Here is a 21554-nt window from a genome sequence, read left to right on the forward strand (position 1 = left end):
CCCTAAGAACTCCAGCGCTACCCGTTCAAAGGTATTCGGTTTGCAGCTAATACTGCGAATCTTTTACTGCTTACGATGTGTCTTATAGTAAGCGATCAGTCCATTGGTTGAACTATCATGTGGATGACTGACTGCATCATCAAATAATTCAGCTTCAATTTTAGAGGCAAGTCCCTTACCTAGCTCTACACCCCATTGGTCAAATGAACAGATTTCTAAAATAATGCCTTGGCAGAAGATCTTGTGCTCATAAAGCGCAATTAATCGTCCTACCGTTTTCGCATCAACTTTATCTAATAACATTGACGTTGTTGGGCGATTGCCTTGGTGAATCTTGTGATTCAATAATTCTGAGATTTCTGCTTCAGATTTACCTTTCGCGGTTAAATCTGCAGTTACTTGCTCTGCATCAACACCGGCCATCATCGCTTCGGTTTGTGCAAAGAAGTTTGATAATAAAATATCATGATGCTTGCCTACATTGACTTGCGGCTCAATTGAAGCAATAAAGTCAGCAGGTACAATTACATTACCTTGGTGTAGACATTGGTAAAAAGCATGTTGACCATTGATACCTGTCATACCCCAAATAATTGGAACCGTCGTGTAAGGAACCGTTTCACCTGCAAAAGTAACATGCTTACCGTTACTTTCCATCTCACCTTGCTGTAAATACGCGGGTAACATGTGTAGTGCTTGATCATACGGTAAAATAGCTTGCGCTGTATAACCTAAAAAGCTTGTGTTCCAAACACTTAAAAGCGCCATTAATAATGGTACGTTATTTTCAAATTCAGCATTTTTAAAATGCTCATCAATTTCAAACGCACCTTCTAGGATCTCTTCGAACGCGTCGAAGCCTAGGTACAGGGCGATTGGTAATCCTATCGCACTCCATAAAGAAAAGCGACCGCCTACCCAATCCCACATTGTGAATACGTTTTCATCAGCGATACCAAAGGCCGCTGTTTTTTCTAAATTGGTGCTTACAGCTACAAAGTGCTTAGCTATGTGCTCTTGCGCTTGTGCCGTTTGTAAAAACCACTCAACAGCCGATTTAGCGTTAGTCATGGTTTCTGAGGTGGTAAACGTTTTTGACGAGATAACAAATAACGTTGTCTCAACGTCTAAACCTTGTAAAACAGATGCAATCTGAACACCATCAACATTTGATACATAGTGAACATTTAATGTGCCATCAGCATAAGCAGCAAGCGCTTCTGTTGCCATTTGTGGGCCTAGATTTGAACCACCGACACCAATTGCAACCACATCTTTTACTGCTTTTCCTGTGTAGCCTAACCACTCACCACTGCGTACCTTACCAACAAAGGCTTTCATTTTAGCAAGCTCAGCGTTAACAGCATCTGTTACGTTTTCACCATCAACCATTACAGCTGTGTTAGCGCGGTTACGTAAAGCAGTATGAAGTACAGCACGGTCTTCAGTAATGTTAATTTTCTCACCACTGAACATTTTTTCGCGCCATGCGCTAATATCACACTCTTTCGCTAAAGCAATTAATTGTTCAAAAACAGTTTTATCAATTTGTTGTTTCGAGTAATCGAATAATACACCCGGGATCTGAGCAGAGAATTGCTCGAAACGCGTGCTATTTTTGGCAAATAAATCTTTAAGATGAATTTGTTTCATCTTCTTGGCACTTTCAGATAGTGCTTGCCAACTAGCTAATTGCGAACGGCTGCTCATATATTTAATCCCCTTCAAAACTTGCAACAAACTGATTCTTAACTATCTTTTTATTATATTGAATAAAGACAGCAATTAAAAACACGGTGTGAAATCAACACTAAGTTAAAATGACAACGCTGTCAATGTTCTACTTTTACATTCTATAGTCGAGATAATAGCGCAATTTTTCTCTTTTGACACCGGTATCATAAAAATTATCTCAATTATTTTACTGCTAATTTGGTAGAACATTAGATACACTAACTAACTTATATTAAATATAGATGTACATATAAGAAAAAGCGTCTGGTGAACACCTGACCGATAATATTATAATACAAATATAACCAACTATAAAGCAACAGTATGAAAGTAACCATTAATGATGTAGCCAAGCTCGCAGGTGTTTCAATGAAAACCGTTTCACGAGTGATTAATAAAGAGCCATCGGTCAGAAAAAAAACGTACGATATAGTGATGGACGCTGTTAACACGTTAAACTATCAACCAAACCTTGCTGCTCGTAACCTAGCAGGCACATCGTCTTTTACTGTTGGTTTAGTTTATGATAACCCGAATGCTTATTATGTCATCGACATGCAAAACGGTGTGTTATCGCGTTGTAAAGAAGAAGGCTATGAGCTGGTTATTCATCCATGTAACTATCTGGATGGCAACATGGAAGAAGACTTTAAAACCATGATCAAGCGCTCTCGCTTAGCTGGCCTTGTATTAACGCCACCGCTGTCAGAGCAAAATAGCATTATCGATATGCTAGATGAAATGGGCATTCATTATGTACGCGTACTCTCTGGCCGCCCTACTGAAGAAGACCAAGACACTTGTATCTATGTGAACGATTACGCAGCAGCGTACGAAATCACCGCTCACCTACTGTCGCTTGGCCATAAAAATATTGGTTTTTTATGCGGTGACAAAGAGCATAAATCAACAACTGAACGTTTAGAGGGTTATCAGGCCGCGTTAAAAGATCACAGCATTCCATTGCATGACGCGCTCATCTACGAAGGCCAGTATTCTTTTGAATCAGGTGTAGAAGGCGCAAAAGCATTGTTAGGTGAGAATAACCCGAAAAACATCACAGCCCTACTTGGCGGTAACGATGAAATGGCAGCGGGCGCGTTATTCGCCTCACGCTTAATGGGTATCGAAATTCCACAGCAGCTATCAATTACGGGCTTCGAAGATTCACCGTTCTCGCGTCAGACTTGGCCTAAACTAACCACAGCACATCAGGCGAATGATGTAATTTCGCAGCATGCAGCCCGTTTACTGTTTAGAAAAACCCGTGGTGCACGTAATCAAGATAAAGACATCATCACGACCTTTACCCCTTCATTAGTAGTACGGGAAAGCTCAGGCCCTACAACGGCCTAATTTATACAAGTTACGAAAAAGCCGCTCTATAGCGGCTTTTTTAATGACTGATTTATATCTAATTACTAAACATTAAAGCAATGCTAAACCGCCATTTAAGTTATAAACGTTTTCAAACCCTAACTGCGACAAGTTGTTTGCCGCTTGCTTAGAACGATTACCACTTCGGCAAACCAAAATATAACTATGGTCTTTCTCAAGCTGTCCTTGCACGATAGCGTTTGCCATACGACTGAGTGGAATGTTAATCACTTTGCTCTCAGCAACAGTGAATAACTCTGCTAAATTATTCGCTCCATGCTCATACGGTTCACGTGTATCAATTAGGTAAGTTGCCTTATCATCTAACATTGATTTCGCATCGGTTGCGACTAGCTGTTTCATCGGCGCACTTTCAAGTGTTTCAACATAGCCACATAGAGAATGACTTACAGTATGCTTTTGCTCATCAGCTTGTTGCTTTAATTCAACAAACTCATCATCTGATACTAGCTCACTTAATAGTTGCGCAAGTAACGGCGTCGTTGCTTTTTGCGCATGCCAATCCATAGCAAAACACTGCTGATAATCATGACCAGAACAAATCACCGTTGAATCTTGTATTACCATAGCAAGCTGCTTTAAAGACTGAGCCATTTTCACAGCATCACCACCGCTAATTGCAGTGTTACCTAAGCCGCCTGGTAAGATTAAATCACCACAGAAGCAATAGCTGATGTCACCGCTTTGCGTATCTGATAATAAATAGCTAACACTATCGTCACTGTGACCTGGTGTTGCTACTTTAGTTAAGCGCGCATCGCTTAATTCGATGGTTGCTGAATCTTTTGGCCAGCCAAGTTCGTCTATCTCATTAGCAACATAACGTTCTGCGAGCTCTTTTGATAATAAACAACGGGCCGATAAACGTTCTTGGTGGTTATGGGTATCGATAATCGCTTTTACTGTTAGGCCTTGTGTCGCGACAATTTTCGCCATACGTGGAATAAGCTCAATGATAGGATCAATCACCACAGCGCTTTTATCACTGTCGACATAAAGCCAGCAGCACGCTGCTTGATGGCGAAGTTGTGTTAAGCCAATCGCACACACTTCGTGTTGCGGCGATGTACTATCAGATACCACTAAGCAGTTTGCTTCTAGAATCGGTTTTAAAGAACGTATTTTGTCGCAAGCAAAATCAATCTCTTGTTGGTTAACAGCTGGGCCAAACGACATACGTATCGCGTTTTCACTTTGCCAATCACTGGCTCCCATCGCGTCTAAAACAAAACTACGATTTGCACCTGAGCTGCATGCCGAGCCGCCACTTACACGGATACCCGCAGCATCAAATAAGTCCATCACTTCTTTACTGGTTAATTCGTTCACCGCAAAGTTCAACGTTGTTGGCACCGAATGCTCAAAACTGTGATTGAACGTAATGCTACCAAAGGTGTCTGTTAATGCAGCTAATAATTGCTCGCGAAAAGCATGTAGCTGCTCAATTGGCTTAAAAGTCTGGTTTTGTTTATCAAGCAATAACGAGAACAGCTTATTCAAACCGGCAATGCCCGGTAAATTTTCGGTACCAGATCGCATACCGCTTTCTTGGCCGCCGCCAGCAATAAATGGCGTATATGCACTGCCTTTACGAATATAAAGTACACCAATGCCTTTAGGCGCATACAATTTATGGCCAGAAAATGGGGCGTAATCAATGGTTGTTTGGCTTAGTGCTAAGTTGGTTTTGCCTAATGCTTGTACACAGTCAACCATCCAAGCCACATTATTGTTTTCACTACGAATAACTTGCTCAATAGCGCTTAAATCTTGGAATATACCGGTTTCGTTGTTTACTGCCATAGTACAAATCATCAGTGCATTCGCAGCATGTTTACGAATAAACTCATGATCTAAAATACCGTTTTTATCTACTGGAATAGCTAATACCTGCGCGTTGATATCAAGTACACTGTTCCAATGTTTTAGGGTATTTGGCACCGCTTTATGCTCTGTTGCCCCATAAAGTAATACCGGATTCTCGATTTGATGATTTTTTGCAGCAATAAGCGTTGAAACAACCGCCGTTTGAATACCTTCTGTTGCACCCGAGGTAAATAAAATATCGCCGTCGGTAGCGCCAATGACTTCACGTGCTTTGTTACGTGTTTGTTCTAATAAGTGTTTTGCTTGAATACCCGTAATATGAGAGCTTGATGGATTACCAAAACAGACTTGCATCGTGTGCGAAACCACATCGGCAATTTCAGGAAGTACAGGAGTCGTTGCATTCGCATCTAAATAAATTTGCTGATTAGCATCGTCAGGAAGGTAAAAATTTGCCATGAAAAACGCACCATATTACTAAAAGATATATCTTATAACCTATTTTACATTTTTCACGGCTAAATTATAATAATCAATTAGTCAGTAAAGTGCGTTTTCTATACTTTTTAAGACTAAGCTAATTTTCTATTAGCTCAACCTGCTTAGAAGACCAGGCATTGATAAGCGCTTTTACTAAAGAAGCCAGCGGTATTGCGAAAAACACGCCCCAAAAGCCCCATAAACCGCCAAAAAACAATACTGCAACGATGATGAACACTGGGTTTAAATCTACCGCTTCAGAGAACAATAACGGCACTAACACATTGCCATCAAGTGCTTGGATCACGCCATAGATGATTAAAATAGTCCAAAATTGTGTTTCTAAACCAAACTGGAATAACGCCACTGCAGCGACAGGAATGGTTACCAATGCCGCCCCTACAAATGGAATAAGCACAGACAAGCCAACTAATACGCCGAGTAAAGCCGCATAGCGAAGGTCAAGCACTGCAAAAGCGATAAAAGATGCAGTACCAACAATTAAAATTTCAAATACCTTACCGCGAATATAATTCATGATTTGTTGATTCATTTCTTGCCAAACTTGAATGATCAAGCGACGTTGCTTAGGCAATAAACGCTCAGCACTTTGCGTGAGCTCTAATTTATCTTTAAGCATAAAGAATACTAAGAGCGGCACTAAAATAAGATAAATCAGCCAAGCTGCAACGTCTTTTATCGAAGTTAATGACACCGATAGCACCAACTGACCAAACTCAATAGCTTTGGTCTCAACACTGGTAACAATTGATTTAACCTGATCTTCAGTAATCAAACTTGGGTAATCTTCAGGAAGATGTAACAGCAGTGCTTTACCTTTTTCGATCATATAAGGCGTTTCTTGAACTAGATTGCTGGTTTGCTGCCAAAGCACAGGCCCCATGCCGACAATAATCATAATCATCAAACCACTGAATACCAGCATAACTAGAATCGTTGCGGTAAACCGTTTCAAACCCAGCTTTTCTAAGTGAGCAACAGGCCAATCTAGTAAATAGGCAATCACCAAGGCAACTAAAACTGGAACGATTAACGAACCAAAAAAGTAGAAAAATGCAAAGGTTGCAATAAGCAATAACAACAAGGTTACTGAATGGGGATCAGAAAATTTATTTTCGTACCAGGCTTTTACATACTCAAACACGAATGGGCTCCACTGTTAGCACACCTAATTCTAGGTCAATTTTAAAATGGTAATGATGTTTTTCTAAAAATCGCTGCATATCGTCCGTTGCCTCAGCAGCATTAAATGTAAAAGTCACGGCTTGTTGAGCCGATACTGCCTTATTCAACCCTAATTTAAACTGAATAAATTGTTGAGGGCACTTATAGTCCCTTAAATCAACCGTTAACATAGCGAATCAACTGCGTTATTAATATGAATAATAAGTATAAGATGTAGGCACCTTGCTAAAATAAGTCTTTATAATGAGAAACAACTCATTTTTTTCTTAAAACACGCAAAACAATAGTTTATCCTTATTCAATAACTGGTAGTAAAGGAAACCTGATGCCTGGCTCGCATAATAAAGCGCAATTACCTGCGAATCCAACTCTTAAAGAGATAAACTGGTATAAAAAACAAATAAACTGGGGCGAGCTGCCGCCTTTTTATCATATGGTCGCATCATCGGTTAGCGAATCTGAAGGGATTTTAGACCACGGTTTTGATAATGCCGTTAAACAATTAATTGACCCACGCAACTGGAACCTTGATTTATTAGGTGGCCATGAAACCGACATGGGCGAAATTGTCTGTGAGCAAAAACCGCGCATTGCTTTGCATCAAAGCTTTACGGACCGAGGTTTCGAATTATGGGCCTACCCTTATGCAAAAGATGTGACGGTAGACCAATACATCAAAGACAACCGCTTTATGGAATTTAAGGTGTGGGATCCGCACACCATGAAAAACCTTATTCGTTTTAACCAGCTTCATAAATTCATCGCTTTTTACTTTGAAAGAGGTGACAAAGCTGACAAAGCCTTAATTCTGCATGCTCATAAAGTAGCGCATAAAATCATAACTTTTTTACAACGGGAGTTGAACGTTGTTAAGCTAGATGGAGTCACAATAAAAGATTTCTATCAATTGTGCGAAAAAGACAGCCGAGCATGCAGCGACGAAATAGATTTAGCAAAAGTCATGTTAGGTGAGCAAATCAACAAGGAATAAGATGCGACTAAAATTAGCCTTTATTACACTGTGTAGTGCATTACTGACATTTTCGATATTGCACAGTGAGCCGTTGAAGGCACAAACTAACTTTAAGCTGCCCGATTTAGGGACCTCGGCATTACAAGCCTTACCGATTGAAAAAGAACAAGCAATCGGTGAAGTGATGATGATGCAAATTCGTGGCTCATCACCCGTTGTCAATGACCCTGTTCTTGATGAGTATCTGACCACTTTGGGCCGCCGTTTAGTCGCAAACGCCAACGATGTTCGTTTTCCATTTTCTTTTTTCTGGGTTAATAACCCTGAAATCAACGCTTTTGCGTTCTATGGTGGTCATGTAGGTGTGCATACAGGGCTCATGGCACAAGCCGATAACGAAAGTCAATTTGCCTCAGTACTTGGGCACGAAATTGCCCACGTAACACAGCGCCATTTAGCGCGTCGTATTCAACAACAGCAAGATAACAGCGCGTTAACCATCGCTGGTATGATTGCTGGTATTTTAGCTACCGTTGTTGCACCTGATGCTGGTATTGCAATTATCTCAGCAAACCAGACACAAGCGGCGTTTAGTCAATTAACTCATAGTCGTGCTGCTGAACAAGAGGCAGACCGTATTGGTATGCAGACCTTAAATAATGCTGGGTTTGATCCTCGCCAATCGAGCGAGTTTTTAACTAAACTTGCTGCACAAATTCGCTACAAATATAAGCCGCCCGCATTTTTGCTGACTCACCCATTGCCAGAAAGCCGTGTCTCTGATGTGCGCTTACGTGCCGAGCAGTATCCAAAAAGGCACTACTCCGATAGCCTAGAGTTTAACTTAGCTAAGAGCCGTGTTATTGCTCGTTATCATCAAAAAGCCAAAGCAGCTGAAGATTTGTTTCGTAAATTAATGCGTGAAAATACCGTTCATAACGACACTGCACTTAAATATGGTTTGGGTATTAGCTTGTTGGATCAAAAAAAGCTTGATGAAGCAGCCAGCATTTTGAACCCATTACTAGAGCAAGATCCAAAGAACTTATTTTATATAGACACACACACCGACTTACTCATTGCGCAAGGTAAAGCGAATGAAGCGGTGGAATTTTTAGCTAAATTAGATATCGATAGACCTAACAATCAGGTAATTGCCTTAAACTATGCAAATGCTGCGATGGAAGCAAAACAATTTGACCTTGCTGAACGTATTTTAAAATCTTACTTGTTAGCAAAACCTGAGAACAACCTTGCCAAAGAGCTGATTGCTGATGTCTACAAAAAGCAAGAGAATATGGCTTCTTATCATGAAGCGCATGCCAATGTACTGGCCCAATATGGTGCTTATTTAAAGGCAGCTGATGAAATTCAAAAAGCACTAAACTTTGTTGAGCCTGAAGAATTAGTTAAACAACAACGTTTAAAAGCCCTACTCACGCAATACCGTCAATTACAAAAAGAGCTTGCGAGACTTTAAGTCTCGCGGCGCTTGCCCTAAAATAAGCCAAATTATTAAATGTGAGAACACACCATGTCTGTGACTATTTATCATAATCCACGTTGTTCAAAATCGCGTGAAACACTTGCCCTACTAGAAAACAATAACGTACAACCAAGTGTTGTTGAATACCTAAAAACACCACTTAATGAGCAGCAAATTGCGACCTTAATTAGCCAATTGGGCTTTACTTCAGCGCGTGAATTAATGCGTACTAAAGAAGACATCTACAAAGAGCTTGAGCTTAAAAACGAGCAAAACGAAGACAAATTAATTGCTGCAATGGCTGCCAATCCAAAGCTAATCGAGCGCCCAATTGTTGAAAATAATGGCAAAGCTGCTCTAGGTCGTCCACCAGAAAACGTATTAAGCGTACTTTAATGACTATAAACATTGTTGTGCTTTACCACTCAAGCCATGGCTCTGTAGAAGCAATGGCACATGAGATAGCCGAGTCGATTGAGCAACAAGGAGCAACTGCTTTATTGCGCACGTTTGTAAAGCGTCAGCCACACGATATTGTGATCAGCAAAGATGATCTAATTAATTGTGATGGCTTGGCCTTTGGCACCCCTACTCGATTTGGCATGATGGCCTCACAAGCAAAAAGCTTTTGGGAAACCACCAGTGATCTATGGCTTAAAGGTCAGCTAATAGATAAACCTGCTTGTGTATTTTCGTCATCGAGCAGTATGCACGGTGGTAACGAAGCTACCTTGTTGAATCTATCACTGCCGTTGTTACATCACGGTATGATGTTACTCGGTGTGCCTTATGAGGTACCTGAATTATTAGCAACAGAAACTGGTGGTACGCCATACGGTGCGACTCATGTGGCCGGTAGCAATAACAGCAATGTGTTAAGTAAAGACGAAATTAAAATTTGCCAAAGTGTTGGAAAACGCTTGGCACTGATTACGAGTAAATTACAATGAGCTTGGAACCAAAGCTAAATCAGCCTGTTGCCAAAAAGCCAATTACTAAACGATTCCAACGTTTTGCACTGATTGGTTATATCGGCTTATTAATTTTAATGCCAGTTTGGTTGTTTTTAATTGCCCCAAGAGAAGGCCACAGTAACGGCTTTATCTTTGTTGTTTATATACTCCCTCTTCTATTACCACTAAAAGGGATTATTCAAGATAAGCCTTATACCTACGCGTGGGCAAACTTTATCGTGATGTTCTATTTTATCCATGGTTTTACATTACTATGGGTCGCACAAGAACAGCTGATTTGGGTATTACTTGAGTTAATCTTTGCCAGTCTGATGTTTATTGGTTGCACTTATTATGCTCGCCATCGCGGACAAGAGCTTGGCCTTAAGATACGTAAATTAAAAGAAGAGCTGGCCGAAGAAAAAGCGGCACATGAGCACGATAAATAAGCACTTTCGTTTAGCTTAAGTAAAACAAAAAACGGCAACCAAGGTTGCCGTTTTTTTATGTCACTTTATTTAGTTTTTATGCGTTCACACCAACTCTGCTAAGGTGGCTAGCGCGACAATACTTGCCAGACCCACTTGGCCAATTAAGCTAAATAGTGAAAACAGTCTTAAAATAAACAGCCCCCATGGATGACGAATATGCGGGTACAGCGCACAGCGTTTTAAACTTGTAGCAAAGAAAAAGCATAAGATAGAAACTAATGTAAAGCCCAGCGTTAACTCACTTTTAATAGCAATGCTATTGTCAAAAAAGAAGAACAACTGCACAGGTAGTAACACAGTTACAATCGCGTGGAGTAAGTGCACTTTTTTAACGCGATCAAACTGCCCTTCTGGCGAAAGCTCTTTAATACCAAAGTCATGCTCAAGGCATTTAACTAAGTTATCTGCTTTAATGCTTACAGCTAATCGGTAGCAACTTAGACCATCGTTGTTACGAACTCTAAAGTCATAGCCCGCTTTTAAAAGCAACACCAGTAAAGGTCCATTCTCGGCTAATACGGCGTAATGTAATGCTGTATTCCCTTTGTTGTCTTGGGCCTTCTTATCTTGATGTTCAAGTATTGTCTCAACCACATTCACATAGCCTTTTTCGGTTGCCCACATAAAGGCTGTTTTACCGTTTTCGTCAGCTAATGCACCTGTTGCGCCTTGCTCAATAAAACGCTTTGCCATGGTTTGTTTTGCATTTTCGTGGCTTAAATGAGCAAGTAAAGCTTGTTCAAGTAACGATGCGGAATCAACATCAGGTGATACAAGTTTTAGTAAGGTGAAGTAATCTTCACCGTGAGCAACTTTTTCAGCTGCAAGCGCCGTTAATGATTCAAGATCAGCCACTGAATCAGGGATAAAACCACTAAAGCGCTCTCTAAAGTCAACTTCGGTCCACAGTTCTAATACATCGTCCGCAGACATTTTTGCACCGTGATTAAGCACATGTTCTATCACAGTGAAATAGCGCCGATTAAATAACTGGTGAATCAAAGTTATAGGTGTTTTAACAGCCGATTGAGCAAATGCGCTAGCGTATTTCTCTAAGCGCTGGCATAACATTAAAACAAGACTCTCAGGGGTGTAGTCGTTTTCTAAAAAGTGCGCTTTCATAGCATTAATGTAATGCAGCGCAGCTTCATCAAATTCAGAGATGTGTTGGAAATAACACTCTTCAAACGGTTCAAGAGGAGTCAACCAAGTAAGGTAATAAATAGGCGGAAGAACCGTCGTACACACACCGTCATCTTCATTAGTAGAACGACATGCCGGCCAAGCTTCTAAAGCGTCTAAAATATAAGCCCCGTTTTGCTCAGCTAATCCTTTGATCAGTAACGGGTATTCCTTTGGCCAAATCAGTACATTTTCCATTAAAAAAACACAACTCCGCTGCACATTATTCGATGTCTTATTAAGCAATTAGTTATAGCAAAATTTAACTGACAGTTTGCTTAATATTGTCATCAATAACACAGTATCTGACAGATACTCTGGTAAACAAGAAAAGTAGTATGATTCTACCACAGAGGGTTACAGGTGCTAGCGCAAAGTAGGTGATTTTTAAAGAAAATAGAAAAGCAGCGGCACATGGACGGTACTCACTGCTTGGTTGGAGACTGAAAGTAACTAAAAAGCCCGATGAGGTGAAGGTAATCGCGCTTTTTAGCTGACTTACTTACTTGCTAATTCATGTGTCACTTCATCAATGCCAACTTGGCTAATGCGCTGCAGCACTTCTTTTTGCTTTGCGCTTAACAGTGAGATACCTTCAGCAACAATATCGTATACTTTCCACTGCTTGTCTTTGCCTTGGCGTAATTTAAAGTGCAAATCAATGGCTGGCGCATTGTCATCAACAATTTGTGTCTTAACAGTTGCATAACCATCGTCGATTAGTTGTGATTGATCAAAAATTACTTTTTGGCCTGTGTATTTCATTAGCGCGCCAGCATAAGTCACTGTTAAGTAATGCTCAACCGCAGCAATAAAATCAACGGCTTGTTCACGGCGCAGACCTTTAATGTGCTTACCTAAAAGCTTATACGATACAAACTTAATATCCATGTGTGGTAATAAGCGTTTTTCAACAATATTCGCCATTGCTTCTGAGCTTGCATCACCTTTCGCATTTACATTTGCGATATCAACAAATAAATCAGCAGTGACTGATTCTAATAATTGCTTAGGCGAGCGGTCTTCACTGGCAAAAGCAGATGCGGCAAAAAATGCTGCAATTAGCAAAAATGAGTTAACTAGTTTGGTCATCGTATTCACCTCTAAACGAAAATTTTCGCTAATATACCGATATTAAATCCATAAAAAAAGAAACAATCCGACACCGTTTTAATGCCAATTAAGCACCAATCGAATTTTTCCATAGTTTTCAGCTAATTGCTAAGAAATATAAGAATGTGCACAGCTTCTGTGTTTTTTTGCACATTGAAAAGCCCCAAGCACCACCTTATTTACTTGCTCATCGACATAATGAGAAGTACCGAAATGAAATTTAAAAAGCCATTAAAAACACTTATTTTGAGTGCAGCTGCTCTTTTAGCAGCACCAAGTTATTCTGCATCAATTCATGGTTATGCCATTGATTACATTCAAGGTGAAGGTGATGTAAAAGGCCTAAAGCTGGCCTATCAGTACCATGTACCCAATGAAAAGTTGCCCTTGCAACACGCCCGTTTGTACTTCGAATCTAGTTTTAATATTTGGCAGTATGGCAAAGACAACAAACATCAAACTAATATCGTGTTAGCTATGTCTCCGGTGATCCAATACCCTGTGTTTAATGTGAAAAACATGCCTGTTTATGTGGAGTTTGGGATTGGCGTTTCACTGTTGGACGACACCCGTTTTGCAGGCAAAAACGTTAGTACTCACTATCAGTTTGAAGATAGATTGGGTCTAGTTGCAGATTTAGGTGACAACTCAACCTTAGCACTTAGATATTTACATTACTCAAATGCGGGTTTCAAGAGCCCTAACCCTGGCCTTGATTTTATTTCACTGTCTTATGCAAGACGATTTTAAGTGCTACTATATCGCTGTGTATATCGGCAGGATTTCAAGATGGAAACTTGGCAAATTATAGCCATTGTTGTTGCTGTGTTTGGTGTAGTAATTGGTAACCTTATGTTGCTAAAACATGCAGCAAAAATGGACTTCAAAGTACCTAAAAGCGATGATAATGAAGATAAAAAAAGCCCTGATGAATAATCAGGGCTTTTCTATTTAATGCTTTAGCTAAGATTAAACTAACCAATGTGCCATTAAGACAATCACCGGTAATGTCACTAAAGTTCTTAAAATAAAGATGAAGAACAATTCGATAATATTAACCGGAATTTTACTACCTAAAAGCAGTGCTCCCACTTCCGACATATAAATCAATTGCGTCACACTCATTGCTGCGATAATAAACCGTGTAACATCACTTTCAATACTACCCGCTGCAAGAATTGACGGAATAAACATATCAGCAAATCCAACCATAATTGTTTGTGCTGCGGCCTCAGCTTCAGGTACTTGTAATAGCTCTAAAAATGGCACAAACGGCTTGCCCATATATTCAAAAATTGGCGTATATTCAGCAATAATCAAGGCAAATGTGCCCACAGCCATAACGACAGGTAACACAGCGAATACCATATCAAAGGCGTTATGTAGACCTTCTTTCACTGTACCAGCAAAACCCGGTGCAGTGCGTGCTTTAGCAAGCGCCACATCAAGTGAATGAGAGACTAATGTTTTACCTTCAGGCACTGATTCTGCGTCTTTATCTGGCTCTGAGCCATCAAAATATAGGTCTTTTTTGAAGCGTAATGGTGGTAAGCGAGGCACAATTAATGCCGCAACAAAACCCGCCAAACACACTGTTAAATAAAACGGTGCAAACAAGTGTTCAAGCTTTACTTGGCCAATAACAACTAAACAAAAGGTGATTGATACTGCAGAGAAAGTAGTACCAATAATGGCAGCTTCGCGTTGTGTATAGTGTTTATCTTCATACTGACGAGCGGTCATCAAAATACCCACACTACCATCACCTAACCAAGATGCTACACAGTTAACCGCACTGCGACCTGGCACACCAAAAAGTGGACGCATCACTTTAGTTAATAAGGTACCGACTAGCTCTAACAAGCCGAAGTTTAATAATAACGGTAATAGTAAGCCCGCTAAAACAAACACAGAAAACAACACTGGCAACAAGTCGTTTAAAACCAGTGCACCGGTATTACCGGAAATAATCATTTCTGGCCCTTGTTTTGTGTAGGTCAAAACGATAAAAACCATGCCTAATAAACGAACACTCAACCACAACCAACTAACATCAAATAAATGTTTAATTATAAAGAACTTAAGTAATGGCTGGGGTTTAAACAACTTTATCACTAAAGATAAAATACCGGTAATGCAAACAATGCTCGTAATTAAACCAAGCGCGAAAGGAGCTATCCACGCCTGCACAGCTTTTGCCATAACAGCAATCGGAATGGTCATTGCCTCACCTATGGGTACCGGCGTCATAAACAAGAAGACACCTATAAGTGAGGGAACGAAAAAGGTAAACAAGGTTCGCAAGTCACTGCGATGGGCTGTGTTTAAGTTAGACATATTTTCAACCTGTAAAAACCACAAAAAGAGCGGCTAAGCTCTTTTTGTGGTGGTTTTAACTATTATAATTATTAAATATTAATACCGCGCTGACGCAGTGCATTCTCTAATGCTTGCTGGAGATCATTCATTGTTCCTGGCTCAAGAATTGTGCCTGCAGAATCCATCCACGTTAAGCTTGTGCCACCTTCTTTAGTGCGACTAACAAGAATTTGATATTGGCCATCTTCAATTGGCAGCTCAGCTAACTCTTCACCCCAAATTGAGTCCCATACGCTTGATTCTGGCTTTTTATAATCAGCCGTGATCAAACCACGATCTTGGTCAATTTCTACAATAGTGAAAGATAAGCGCTCTAAGAAACCTGAAAAACGCTCAAACACAGCAAAGTAGTCCTGCTCAGTCACTAAAGCTGCATTCCCTTTGTCATCAAACCCCATCTCTAACGAGATAACACCTTGCTTTTTGCGCATTTCAACTTCAAGTTGACGATAGCGATAATCAAATTCAGCGACAACTTGGTTTAACGCACGCACTTCTAACTGTTGCTGTAAAAGCGGTGTAAGTGGTTGACTATCGCTTTTATAATCTACTAACTTAGCATTTAATGACGCAGTACGTTGGTGCGATTTTTCTTCAATAGTAAATAAGAAACGTTGTTGTGATACTTCGGTTTCGCTTTCCCAAAACCAACCATCTTCTGGCTTTATAATTGTGTACCAATCTGTTTCAACACTTCCTAAAAGCTTATCTTCTTTTATTGCAGAAGTATTTTTTTCGTTCAACACGGCGTGGATCGAGTCCCAAATAAACTCGTCTAAATCAACAATACCGTCGTTTTTATCAAAATAAACACGCGCATCTTTGTCACCCTCTTCTACCCAACTACCTTGAGCAATGGTAATAACCTGTGCTGGCGGACGGTAGTTTTTCGCTTCAGGGTTATTGTCATATTGCGCAACGTCCATTTTATATGTCGGATCTTGAGCCGGTTGCGCTAAACCTTCAGGTGCTTTGACTGGTTGATTAGCACGATAATTGCGTTTGTGGTGCGCTTCGTCGGTAAATACACCGCACCCAGTTAAACTTACCACTACGCTTACAGCAAGCGCCTTTGAGATCCAATACTGCACAGATATTTCTCCTTAGCAAACCCTTAATTCTTTTAACAAATATATGAGTGGGTAATACCGATTTGGTTCACTGTAAAATCACTTTTAACTTTACATTTCTTGTTTTTATGCAAAAAACCCGAATAGATTGGGCTAGCGTAACGTGTTTGAATGCTTATCGCCTTGCAAAATTTTAACTATGGTACTTTCTGATGCCCCTAAAAACAAGAAAGAGCGCACTTTATTCACGGCTTAATTAATCGTCGCTATCGTTAACTAAGCAAATTATGTTAAACTTCGCCGCCGTGCGGTATTAAACTCACGTGAAATTAAAGCTTAATCAAGCTTATATCCATTGGTATTGTTAATTACTAGGTATTTAAAATTCCATGACTGCTTTTACAAATCATCAGATAGTACTCACTGCGATTGGCGAAGATAGACCCGGTATCGTCAGCGAATTAACTCAGTTAGTGAGTGATTGCCATTGCAATATAATTGACAGTCGCATTGCTATTTTGGGCAACGAGTTCACCTTTATCATGCTACTAGCAGGTGATATGTCGGCAATTAGCCGCATTGAACATACTTTGCCAACTAAAGGAATGGAGCTAGGCCTTTTAACCATGATGAAACGCACTGCAAGTCATGTTGCATGTGAATTTTGTGCCGGTTACACCCTCGAATACACAGGTATTGATACACCAGGAACATTAAGTAAAGTTACGCGCTTTTTTGCTGATAACAACATCAGCATTTGTTCTCTTAAATCAGACACTTATGATGAAGATAACGAGCTTAAAATGCGCTGTGAACTTGAGTTTAATATTCCTGTTGAAGTCGATATTGATAACTTTAAAGTGAGCTTTGAAGATCTTTCTCGTAGTTTGAACGTAGATTATATTTTCAGACGCATTCGCTAAGGAGCAAAGCATGAAAACAATTAATCCATTACAAGCAGGCGACACAGCCCCAGCTTTTAGTTTACAAAATCAAAATGACGAAACTATCGTACTCGCTGATCTTTTAAAAGAGCAGCAAGTGCTGGTTTATTTCTACCCTAAAGCATCAACACCAGGTTGCACTGTGCAAGCAGAAAACTTACGTAATGAAAAAGCTGAGCTAGCTAAATTAAATACACGTGTTGTAGGTATCAGCCCTGATCCAATCAAGCGTTTAAAGAATTTTGAAACCAAAAAAGAGCTTAACTTTGATTTATTAGCCGACGAAGATCACGCGATTGCTGATGCCTTTGGTATTTGGGGTTACAAGAAGTTTATGGGTAAAGAATACGAAGGAATTCATCGTATTAGCTTCCTTGTAGGCCAAGACGGTAAAATCAAACATGTGTTTGATAAGTTCAAAACCAAAGACCATCATCAGGTGGTGTTGGACTATTTAGCGCAGAATTGATAGTTACGAGTTACAAAAACATAGTATAAAAGCGTTGCCATGGTGCAACGCTTTTTTGTTTTTAACTGGAAATATTAAACCCCGTGTCTACTTTATCGGGGTCAGATCACAGATCTGACGGCTGACGGCTGACGGCTGACGGCTGACGGCTGACGGCTAAACCCTAGCTAATTCCTAAATATTTATGTACTTGAACCGATAAACGCCAGTTTTTTGCAATACAGGTTTCAATAGCAAGTTTAGTTGCTGAGATCTTTTGGCTAATTGGTTGTAGATACACTAAACGTGGATTCACACCTGTTTTTAAGAATAAATCTTCGAGCTCTTCCACATGCTTTTGCATTGCCACTGGGTGTTTAATCTCATCAGCGCGCTGCATTGCACTACGTAATACTTTATAGCCACCACGCATATTAATTTTTGGGGATACAGTCACCCATGTCTGCTCAGGGACTAAAATTTCAAATGTGCCGCTGGTTTCAATTTGAGTCGAATAGCCATTTGCGTGTAATAATTCACACACTGGATTTAGGTCGTACATGCAAGGCTCACCACCGGTGATCACCACATGCTTTGCGTTGTAGCCACGTTCTTTAAATAGCGCTAACACTTGCTCCGCAGTTGCTTCTGCCCAATGATCTGAGTCTGCTTTTTTCTCAACGGTGTCATCAAGTGACACTTTATATACATTATCAACGTCCCATGTTTGTTTGGTATCACACCAAGCACAACCCACTGGGCAGCCTTGTAAACGTAAAAAGATTGAAGGTGTACCCGTAAAACTCGCTTCACCTTGAATTGTTTCAAACACTTCGTTAATTTTGTACAAAAGACATCTCACTTACGACGCAAGGGTATAAAATACATACCATCAAAAAAACCAAAAACACGCGCAAAAATTGTTATTTAGGCCCGAGCCGTGTAGTATATCGCGCCCTGAAGTAAACCTCTATCAAAAGTAAGAGCAAAACAGATATGACGCAAAAAGTAGTTGTGATTTATTCCGGCGGTATGGACTCATTTACCGTATTAAATAAAGCCCTGCAACAAGGCCACGAAGTGTATGCCCTGTCTTTCGACTACGGCCAGCGTCATGTTAAAGAGCTTAAAGTAGCTGCTCAAGTATGTGAAAAGTTAGGTGTTTCTCACAAGATTGTTGATATTTCAGCGATCAACCAATTAATTGGTGGCTCATCACTAACTGATGATATCGAAGTACCAGAAGGTCACTACGAAGAAGAAAGCATGAAGAGCACAATTGTGCCTAACCGCAACATGATTTTACTCTCACTGGCTGTGGGTTATGCGGTGTCTTTAAAAGCTAGTAAAGTTTATTACGGTGCCCATTCAGGCGATCATGCAATTTATCCAGACTGTCGCCCTGAGTTCGTACAAAAAATGGATGATGTTTGCCGTATTGCCAACTACGACGCTGTTGAAATTTTCAGCCCATACTTAAACAATACCAAAATCGACATTTTGACAGACGGTTTAAAAATGGGTCTTGACTACAGCCAAACGTGGACCTGTTACAACGGCCGCGACAAGGCCTGTGGTAAATGTGGTGCTTGCCAAGAGCGCTTAGAAGCCTTTGCTTTAAATAACGTTACTGACCCTATCGAATACGAATAATCTTATTTAGAATAGGACAGGTTAAGTTTAAAAGGCGAGTTTAACTCGCCTTTTTTGATTGTGTTTGTTGAATCAGATTTAACAGCTCTGCTGTGGCAGTTGCATCAGCTAACGCTCTATGGTGATTCGTTAACTTCAATTCAAAATGTGCCGCTAAGTTACCAAGCGAATATGACTTAAGCTTTGGAAATGCCTTTCGTGATTCAACTACAGTACATAGCTTTGGCATTTTAAAGCCTTGCCCAAGTGCACCATATTCTTTGCGAATAAAGCCGAAGTCAAAATTCACATTATGAGCAACAAATACACTGCCTTTTAATAGTGAGCGCAGTGTATCGGCAACCTCTGCAAAGCGTGGCGCATCACGAACCATAGCGGCGTTTATCCCCGTTAACTTGGTGATAAAAGCAGGAATACTACGCTCAGGATTGATTAAACTCGCCCATTGATTGATTACTTCACCCGCTTGTAACTGCACAACCGCTATTTCGGTAATTTTATTATTACCTTGTACGCCGCCGGTGGTTTCTATATCCACCACACTGTAAATACGATTCGGATCATTAAACCAATTTACCGCAACGATATTTACTGCAAAGCCATGTTGTTTTAACACCTCAATACTGACAAGTTGGTTGCGTCTTAATTTGTCGCCAGGGGCTTTCACTTCTTCAAAGGTGAGTGTATCCCCCTTTAACACCATCAAGTCTGGGTAGCCATCTTTGAGCTGCTTAAAGGTTTTTGTCATTTGCAATAAATGCGCTTTTAAATTTGTAAGGGAGCTGTGTTTTATTAATACCTCTAGCGGCTCTAACATATCGCTGTGCCACATGAAAACACCATTGGGGGCTTCATAAAACTGCCCTGCGTTTTTGCAAATATATTTATATAAAGCTTCATTACTAGTGAATTTTGCCAGCTTTTGCTCAATTTGTGTTTGTTGCACTGTGTAAAAACAATCAGCCAGCAACACCTTTGGATAAAGATCAAATTCATTACATGGCGGGTGCGGGGTCTCTATAAAGAGCTCTTGCCAAAACGTTAAGGTAAAGAAGCTCAACCAAAGATTATTCTCGGTAAAAAATACCGTATTACCAAGCTGTTGATAATGCTCACACACTCCTTGCTCTACATCGCCACGGTAAATATCATCAACCTCTAATTGATGCTCGGTATCAATGAGCATTTGTGTTAAACGTGAGCGTTGTCGCTTATTATATTTACGCTGTAAAAAGTCCTCTGCAAAATACAAAATGCCATCATCAAGTGGGTCTTGAATAATTTGCTCAAGCTTTTGTTCAACCCAGCTTTTATCACCTTGTTTGTAACGCTGGCGAATTGCAAGCTCTTGCGCTTCACTACTGCCTTCACTGTGCTCAAGTAATTCAAATGCAAATGCTAAGTCATGCTCTTTAAGCTGTTTATACAAGCGGATCAGTAACTTGTTTTTGATACTCTGGGCTAATTCATCTTCGCAGCTAATGGCTAAAAGCGCTTGGGCTAAATTTTGATACTGTGATTCTGAGTCACTTTCTTTGAACTGCATTCGCAGCTTATTTAATTGATAATGCGTTTGTGCTTCGGCTAGCGTTTGAAAACGAGAGATGCTCTCATTCACATCAGCTCGCACTTTTGCAATCCCTAAATCACGCATCACAAAACGATTTTGATGATTGATATCGCCGCCACTTAGTCGGCCGCTATGTAAAAACTCAAAGTATTCATAATACTGGCAACGGCTATTGACCACGAACTGACTAAACAACGCCTCTAATTCACTGTGGTTGCGATCAATATGCTCTTTACACAGTTGGGTCAAGCGCTGTTTACTGGCTGACTTTTTGTAATCAGGTTTAGTCGCCATTAACTCATCATTCGCTAATAAGGTTAACAGGGTTGGTTTGGTTAAATGCTCAAGCAATAGATCTAATTCATCGCTGCTAGGATGTGCCACCAGCCCTTGCTGCTTTAGCTTAAAAATAGCACCGTGCAGATTGGGTATCTCTTCATAATTTAAAGATGATAACGCAACGATTTTTGGCTTTCGAGAAAAAATACGCAGCAAAGTACATAAGCTTTGCTCATCAAGCTGAAGGAGTTTTTCAAGAAATGACTGCTGCTCTTCTAAAAGCAGATGCTTGCACTGAGATTGTATAAATTCAGCAAGCTCAAAGAAGTGACTTAAATAATATTTTGCTGGTAATTGTGTTTTCATAG

The 21554-nt window shown here is 40.2% G+C and carries 21 protein-coding genes; 11 read left to right on the forward strand and 10 right to left on the reverse strand.

Annotation, left to right across the window (positions count from 1 at the left end; translation table 11 throughout):
• Positions 1-63: 63 nt before the first annotated feature.
• Positions 64-1710, reverse strand: coding sequence for a glucose-6-phosphate isomerase (pgi, locus tag IMPJCBKJ_RS18350; RefSeq protein WP_138600001.1), 1647 nt, complete (start codon positions 1708-1710; stop codon positions 64-66).
• Between the two features lie 348 nt (positions 1711-2058).
• On the opposite strand from pgi, the gene IMPJCBKJ_RS18355 reads away from it, so the two are divergent.
• A complete protein-coding gene (locus IMPJCBKJ_RS18355) occupies positions 2059-3090 on the forward strand; it encodes a LacI family DNA-binding transcriptional regulator (RefSeq protein WP_138600002.1) in 1032 nt (343 codons plus the stop codon).
• A gap of 72 nt (positions 3091-3162) precedes the next feature.
• Here IMPJCBKJ_RS18355 and IMPJCBKJ_RS18360 read toward each other — a convergent pair whose 3' ends face one another.
• The 3 genes from IMPJCBKJ_RS18360 to IMPJCBKJ_RS18370 all read right to left on the reverse strand — a co-directional run bounded on the left by IMPJCBKJ_RS18360 (position 3163) and on the right by IMPJCBKJ_RS18370 (position 6815).
• A complete protein-coding gene (locus tag IMPJCBKJ_RS18360; RefSeq protein ID WP_166341508.1) occupies positions 3163-5418 on the reverse strand; it encodes an aminotransferase class V-fold PLP-dependent enzyme in 2256 nt (751 codons plus the stop codon).
• Positions 5419-5536: 118 nt separating this feature from the next.
• Positions 5537-6604: an AI-2E family transporter gene (locus tag IMPJCBKJ_RS18365; RefSeq protein WP_054553734.1), complete on the reverse strand. Its 1068-nt coding sequence runs from the start codon at positions 6602-6604 to the stop codon at positions 5537-5539.
• Positions 6597-6815 (reverse strand): hypothetical protein, encoded by a 219-nt coding sequence (locus IMPJCBKJ_RS18370; protein ID WP_054553735.1) that lies wholly within the window; start codon positions 6813-6815, stop codon positions 6597-6599. The genes IMPJCBKJ_RS18365 and IMPJCBKJ_RS18370 overlap by 8 nt, the downstream gene beginning before the upstream one ends.
• Before the next feature lie 155 nt (positions 6816-6970).
• On the opposite strand from IMPJCBKJ_RS18370, the gene IMPJCBKJ_RS18375 reads away from it, so the two are divergent.
• From IMPJCBKJ_RS18375 to IMPJCBKJ_RS18395, 5 genes are read left to right on the forward strand one after another with little or no spacing between them, the layout of a single operon-like run.
• The gene (locus tag IMPJCBKJ_RS18375) at positions 6971-7636 is read left to right on the forward strand and encodes a hypothetical protein (RefSeq protein WP_054553736.1); all 666 of its coding nucleotides are present in this window, start codon (positions 6971-6973) and stop codon (positions 7634-7636) included.
• Between the two features lies 1 nt (position 7637).
• Complete coding sequence (locus IMPJCBKJ_RS18380) at positions 7638-9098, forward strand: M48 family metalloprotease (protein ID WP_054553737.1); 1461 nt, start codon at positions 7638-7640, stop codon at positions 9096-9098.
• Between the two features lie 54 nt (positions 9099-9152).
• Positions 9153-9500 carry an arsenate reductase (glutaredoxin) gene (gene arsC, locus IMPJCBKJ_RS18385; RefSeq protein WP_054553738.1) on the forward strand — a complete coding sequence of 116 codons (348 nt, stop codon included), beginning with the start codon at positions 9153-9155 and terminating at the stop codon, positions 9498-9500.
• Positions 9500-10054 (forward strand): NAD(P)H:quinone oxidoreductase, encoded by a 555-nt coding sequence (wrbA, locus tag IMPJCBKJ_RS18390; protein ID WP_166341510.1) that lies wholly within the window; start codon positions 9500-9502, stop codon positions 10052-10054. Before arsC ends, wrbA begins: the two co-directional genes overlap by 1 nt.
• Positions 10051-10506, forward strand: coding sequence for a DUF2069 domain-containing protein (locus IMPJCBKJ_RS18395; RefSeq protein WP_054553740.1), 456 nt, complete (start codon positions 10051-10053; stop codon positions 10504-10506). The genes wrbA and IMPJCBKJ_RS18395 overlap by 4 nt, the downstream gene beginning before the upstream one ends.
• A gap of 84 nt (positions 10507-10590) precedes the next feature.
• Here IMPJCBKJ_RS18395 and IMPJCBKJ_RS18400 read toward each other — a convergent pair whose 3' ends face one another.
• Together IMPJCBKJ_RS18400 and IMPJCBKJ_RS18405 are read right to left on the reverse strand one after the other, a co-directional pair.
• Positions 10591-11928, reverse strand: a complete 1338-nt coding sequence (locus IMPJCBKJ_RS18400; protein ID WP_138600007.1) for an ankyrin repeat domain-containing protein — start codon at positions 11926-11928, stop codon at positions 10591-10593.
• 300 nt (positions 11929-12228) lie between these two features.
• On the reverse strand, positions 12229-12822 hold the full coding sequence (locus IMPJCBKJ_RS18405) for an ABC transporter substrate-binding protein (protein WP_138600008.1): 594 nt from the start codon (positions 12820-12822) through the stop codon (positions 12229-12231).
• A 234-nt stretch (positions 12823-13056) separates the two neighbouring features.
• Between IMPJCBKJ_RS18405 and IMPJCBKJ_RS18410 the strand changes: the two genes are divergently transcribed.
• Both IMPJCBKJ_RS18410 and IMPJCBKJ_RS18415 read left to right on the forward strand, forming a co-directional pair.
• Positions 13057-13593: an acyloxyacyl hydrolase gene (locus IMPJCBKJ_RS18410; RefSeq protein WP_166341512.1), complete on the forward strand. Its 537-nt coding sequence runs from the start codon at positions 13057-13059 to the stop codon at positions 13591-13593.
• Between the two features lie 39 nt (positions 13594-13632).
• Positions 13633-13779 carry a DUF2897 family protein gene (locus tag IMPJCBKJ_RS18415; protein WP_082389286.1) on the forward strand — a complete coding sequence of 49 codons (147 nt, stop codon included), beginning with the start codon at positions 13633-13635 and terminating at the stop codon, positions 13777-13779.
• 33 nt (positions 13780-13812) lie between these two features.
• Here the strand turns inward: IMPJCBKJ_RS18415 and IMPJCBKJ_RS18420 are convergent, their stop codons facing one another.
• Together IMPJCBKJ_RS18420 and bamC are read right to left on the reverse strand one after the other, a co-directional pair.
• Positions 13813-15180, reverse strand: a complete 1368-nt coding sequence (locus IMPJCBKJ_RS18420) for a YjiH family protein (RefSeq protein ID WP_138600010.1) — start codon at positions 15178-15180, stop codon at positions 13813-13815.
• 71 nt (positions 15181-15251) lie between these two features.
• Positions 15252-16313 (reverse strand): outer membrane protein assembly factor BamC, encoded by a 1062-nt coding sequence (bamC, locus tag IMPJCBKJ_RS18425; RefSeq protein ID WP_054553745.1) that lies wholly within the window; start codon positions 16311-16313, stop codon positions 15252-15254.
• Between the two features lie 368 nt (positions 16314-16681).
• Between bamC and IMPJCBKJ_RS18430 the strand changes: the two genes are divergently transcribed.
• Positions 16682-17215 (forward strand): ACT domain-containing protein, encoded by a 534-nt coding sequence (locus IMPJCBKJ_RS18430; protein ID WP_138617785.1) that lies wholly within the window; start codon positions 16682-16684, stop codon positions 17213-17215.
• A gap of 10 nt (positions 17216-17225) precedes the next feature.
• Positions 17226-17705 carry a thioredoxin-dependent thiol peroxidase gene (bcp, locus tag IMPJCBKJ_RS18435; RefSeq protein ID WP_138600011.1) on the forward strand — a complete coding sequence of 160 codons (480 nt, stop codon included), beginning with the start codon at positions 17226-17228 and terminating at the stop codon, positions 17703-17705.
• A 163-nt stretch (positions 17706-17868) separates the two neighbouring features.
• On the opposite strand, the gene queE is transcribed toward bcp, so the two are convergent.
• Positions 17869-18534: a 7-carboxy-7-deazaguanine synthase QueE gene (queE, locus tag IMPJCBKJ_RS18440; protein WP_138619883.1), complete on the reverse strand. Its 666-nt coding sequence runs from the start codon at positions 18532-18534 to the stop codon at positions 17869-17871.
• A gap of 122 nt (positions 18535-18656) precedes the next feature.
• Here queE and queC point away from each other — a divergent pair, with 122 nt between their 5' ends.
• A complete protein-coding gene (queC, locus tag IMPJCBKJ_RS18445; RefSeq protein ID WP_268795049.1) occupies positions 18657-19337 on the forward strand; it encodes a 7-cyano-7-deazaguanine synthase QueC in 681 nt (226 codons plus the stop codon).
• A 40-nt stretch (positions 19338-19377) separates the two neighbouring features.
• Here the strand turns inward: queC and IMPJCBKJ_RS18450 are convergent, their stop codons facing one another.
• Positions 19378-21552 carry an exonuclease domain-containing protein gene (locus tag IMPJCBKJ_RS18450; RefSeq protein ID WP_166341514.1) on the reverse strand — a complete coding sequence of 725 codons (2175 nt, stop codon included), beginning with the start codon at positions 21550-21552 and terminating at the stop codon, positions 19378-19380.
• Positions 21553-21554: the final 2 nt, after the last annotated feature.

This window comes from Pseudoalteromonas sp. MB47 (assembly GCF_011319765.1).
In the GTDB taxonomy this organism is placed as follows: Bacteria; Pseudomonadota; Gammaproteobacteria; order Enterobacterales; family Alteromonadaceae; genus Pseudoalteromonas; species Pseudoalteromonas simplex.

Coding starts and splice junctions, on each gene's coding strand:
- IMPJCBKJ_RS18370 (WP_054553735.1), bottom strand. CDS start 6,815: ATGTTAACGGTTGATTTAAGGGACTATAAGTGCCCTCAACAATTTATT.
- IMPJCBKJ_RS18395 (WP_054553740.1), top strand. CDS start 10,051: ATGAGCTTGGAACCAAAGCTAAATCAGCCTGTTGCCAAAAAGCCAATT.
- IMPJCBKJ_RS18415 (WP_082389286.1), top strand. CDS start 13,633: ATGGAAACTTGGCAAATTATAGCCATTGTTGTTGCTGTGTTTGGTGTA.
- IMPJCBKJ_RS18420 (WP_138600010.1), bottom strand. CDS start 15,180: ATGTCTAACTTAAACACAGCCCATCGCAGTGACTTGCGAACCTTGTTT.
- IMPJCBKJ_RS18355 (WP_138600002.1), top strand. CDS start 2,059: ATGAAAGTAACCATTAATGATGTAGCCAAGCTCGCAGGTGTTTCAATG.
- IMPJCBKJ_RS18450 (WP_166341514.1), bottom strand. CDS start 21,552: ATGAAAACACAATTACCAGCAAAATATTATTTAAGTCACTTCTTTGAG.
- pgi (WP_138600001.1), bottom strand. CDS start 1,710: ATGAGCAGCCGTTCGCAATTAGCTAGTTGGCAAGCACTATCTGAAAGT.
- IMPJCBKJ_RS18400 (WP_138600007.1), bottom strand. CDS start 11,928: ATGGAAAATGTACTGATTTGGCCAAAGGAATACCCGTTACTGATCAAA.
- IMPJCBKJ_RS18405 (WP_138600008.1), bottom strand. CDS start 12,822: ATGACCAAACTAGTTAACTCATTTTTGCTAATTGCAGCATTTTTTGCC.
- IMPJCBKJ_RS18430 (WP_138617785.1), top strand. CDS start 16,682: ATGACTGCTTTTACAAATCATCAGATAGTACTCACTGCGATTGGCGAA.
- IMPJCBKJ_RS18380 (WP_054553737.1), top strand. CDS start 7,638: ATGCGACTAAAATTAGCCTTTATTACACTGTGTAGTGCATTACTGACA.
- bcp (WP_138600011.1), top strand. CDS start 17,226: ATGAAAACAATTAATCCATTACAAGCAGGCGACACAGCCCCAGCTTTT.
- IMPJCBKJ_RS18410 (WP_166341512.1), top strand. CDS start 13,057: ATGAAATTTAAAAAGCCATTAAAAACACTTATTTTGAGTGCAGCTGCT.
- arsC (WP_054553738.1), top strand. CDS start 9,153: ATGTCTGTGACTATTTATCATAATCCACGTTGTTCAAAATCGCGTGAA.
- wrbA (WP_166341510.1), top strand. CDS start 9,500: ATGACTATAAACATTGTTGTGCTTTACCACTCAAGCCATGGCTCTGTA.
- IMPJCBKJ_RS18375 (WP_054553736.1), top strand. CDS start 6,971: ATGCCTGGCTCGCATAATAAAGCGCAATTACCTGCGAATCCAACTCTT.
- IMPJCBKJ_RS18360 (WP_166341508.1), bottom strand. CDS start 5,418: ATGGCAAATTTTTACCTTCCTGACGATGCTAATCAGCAAATTTATTTA.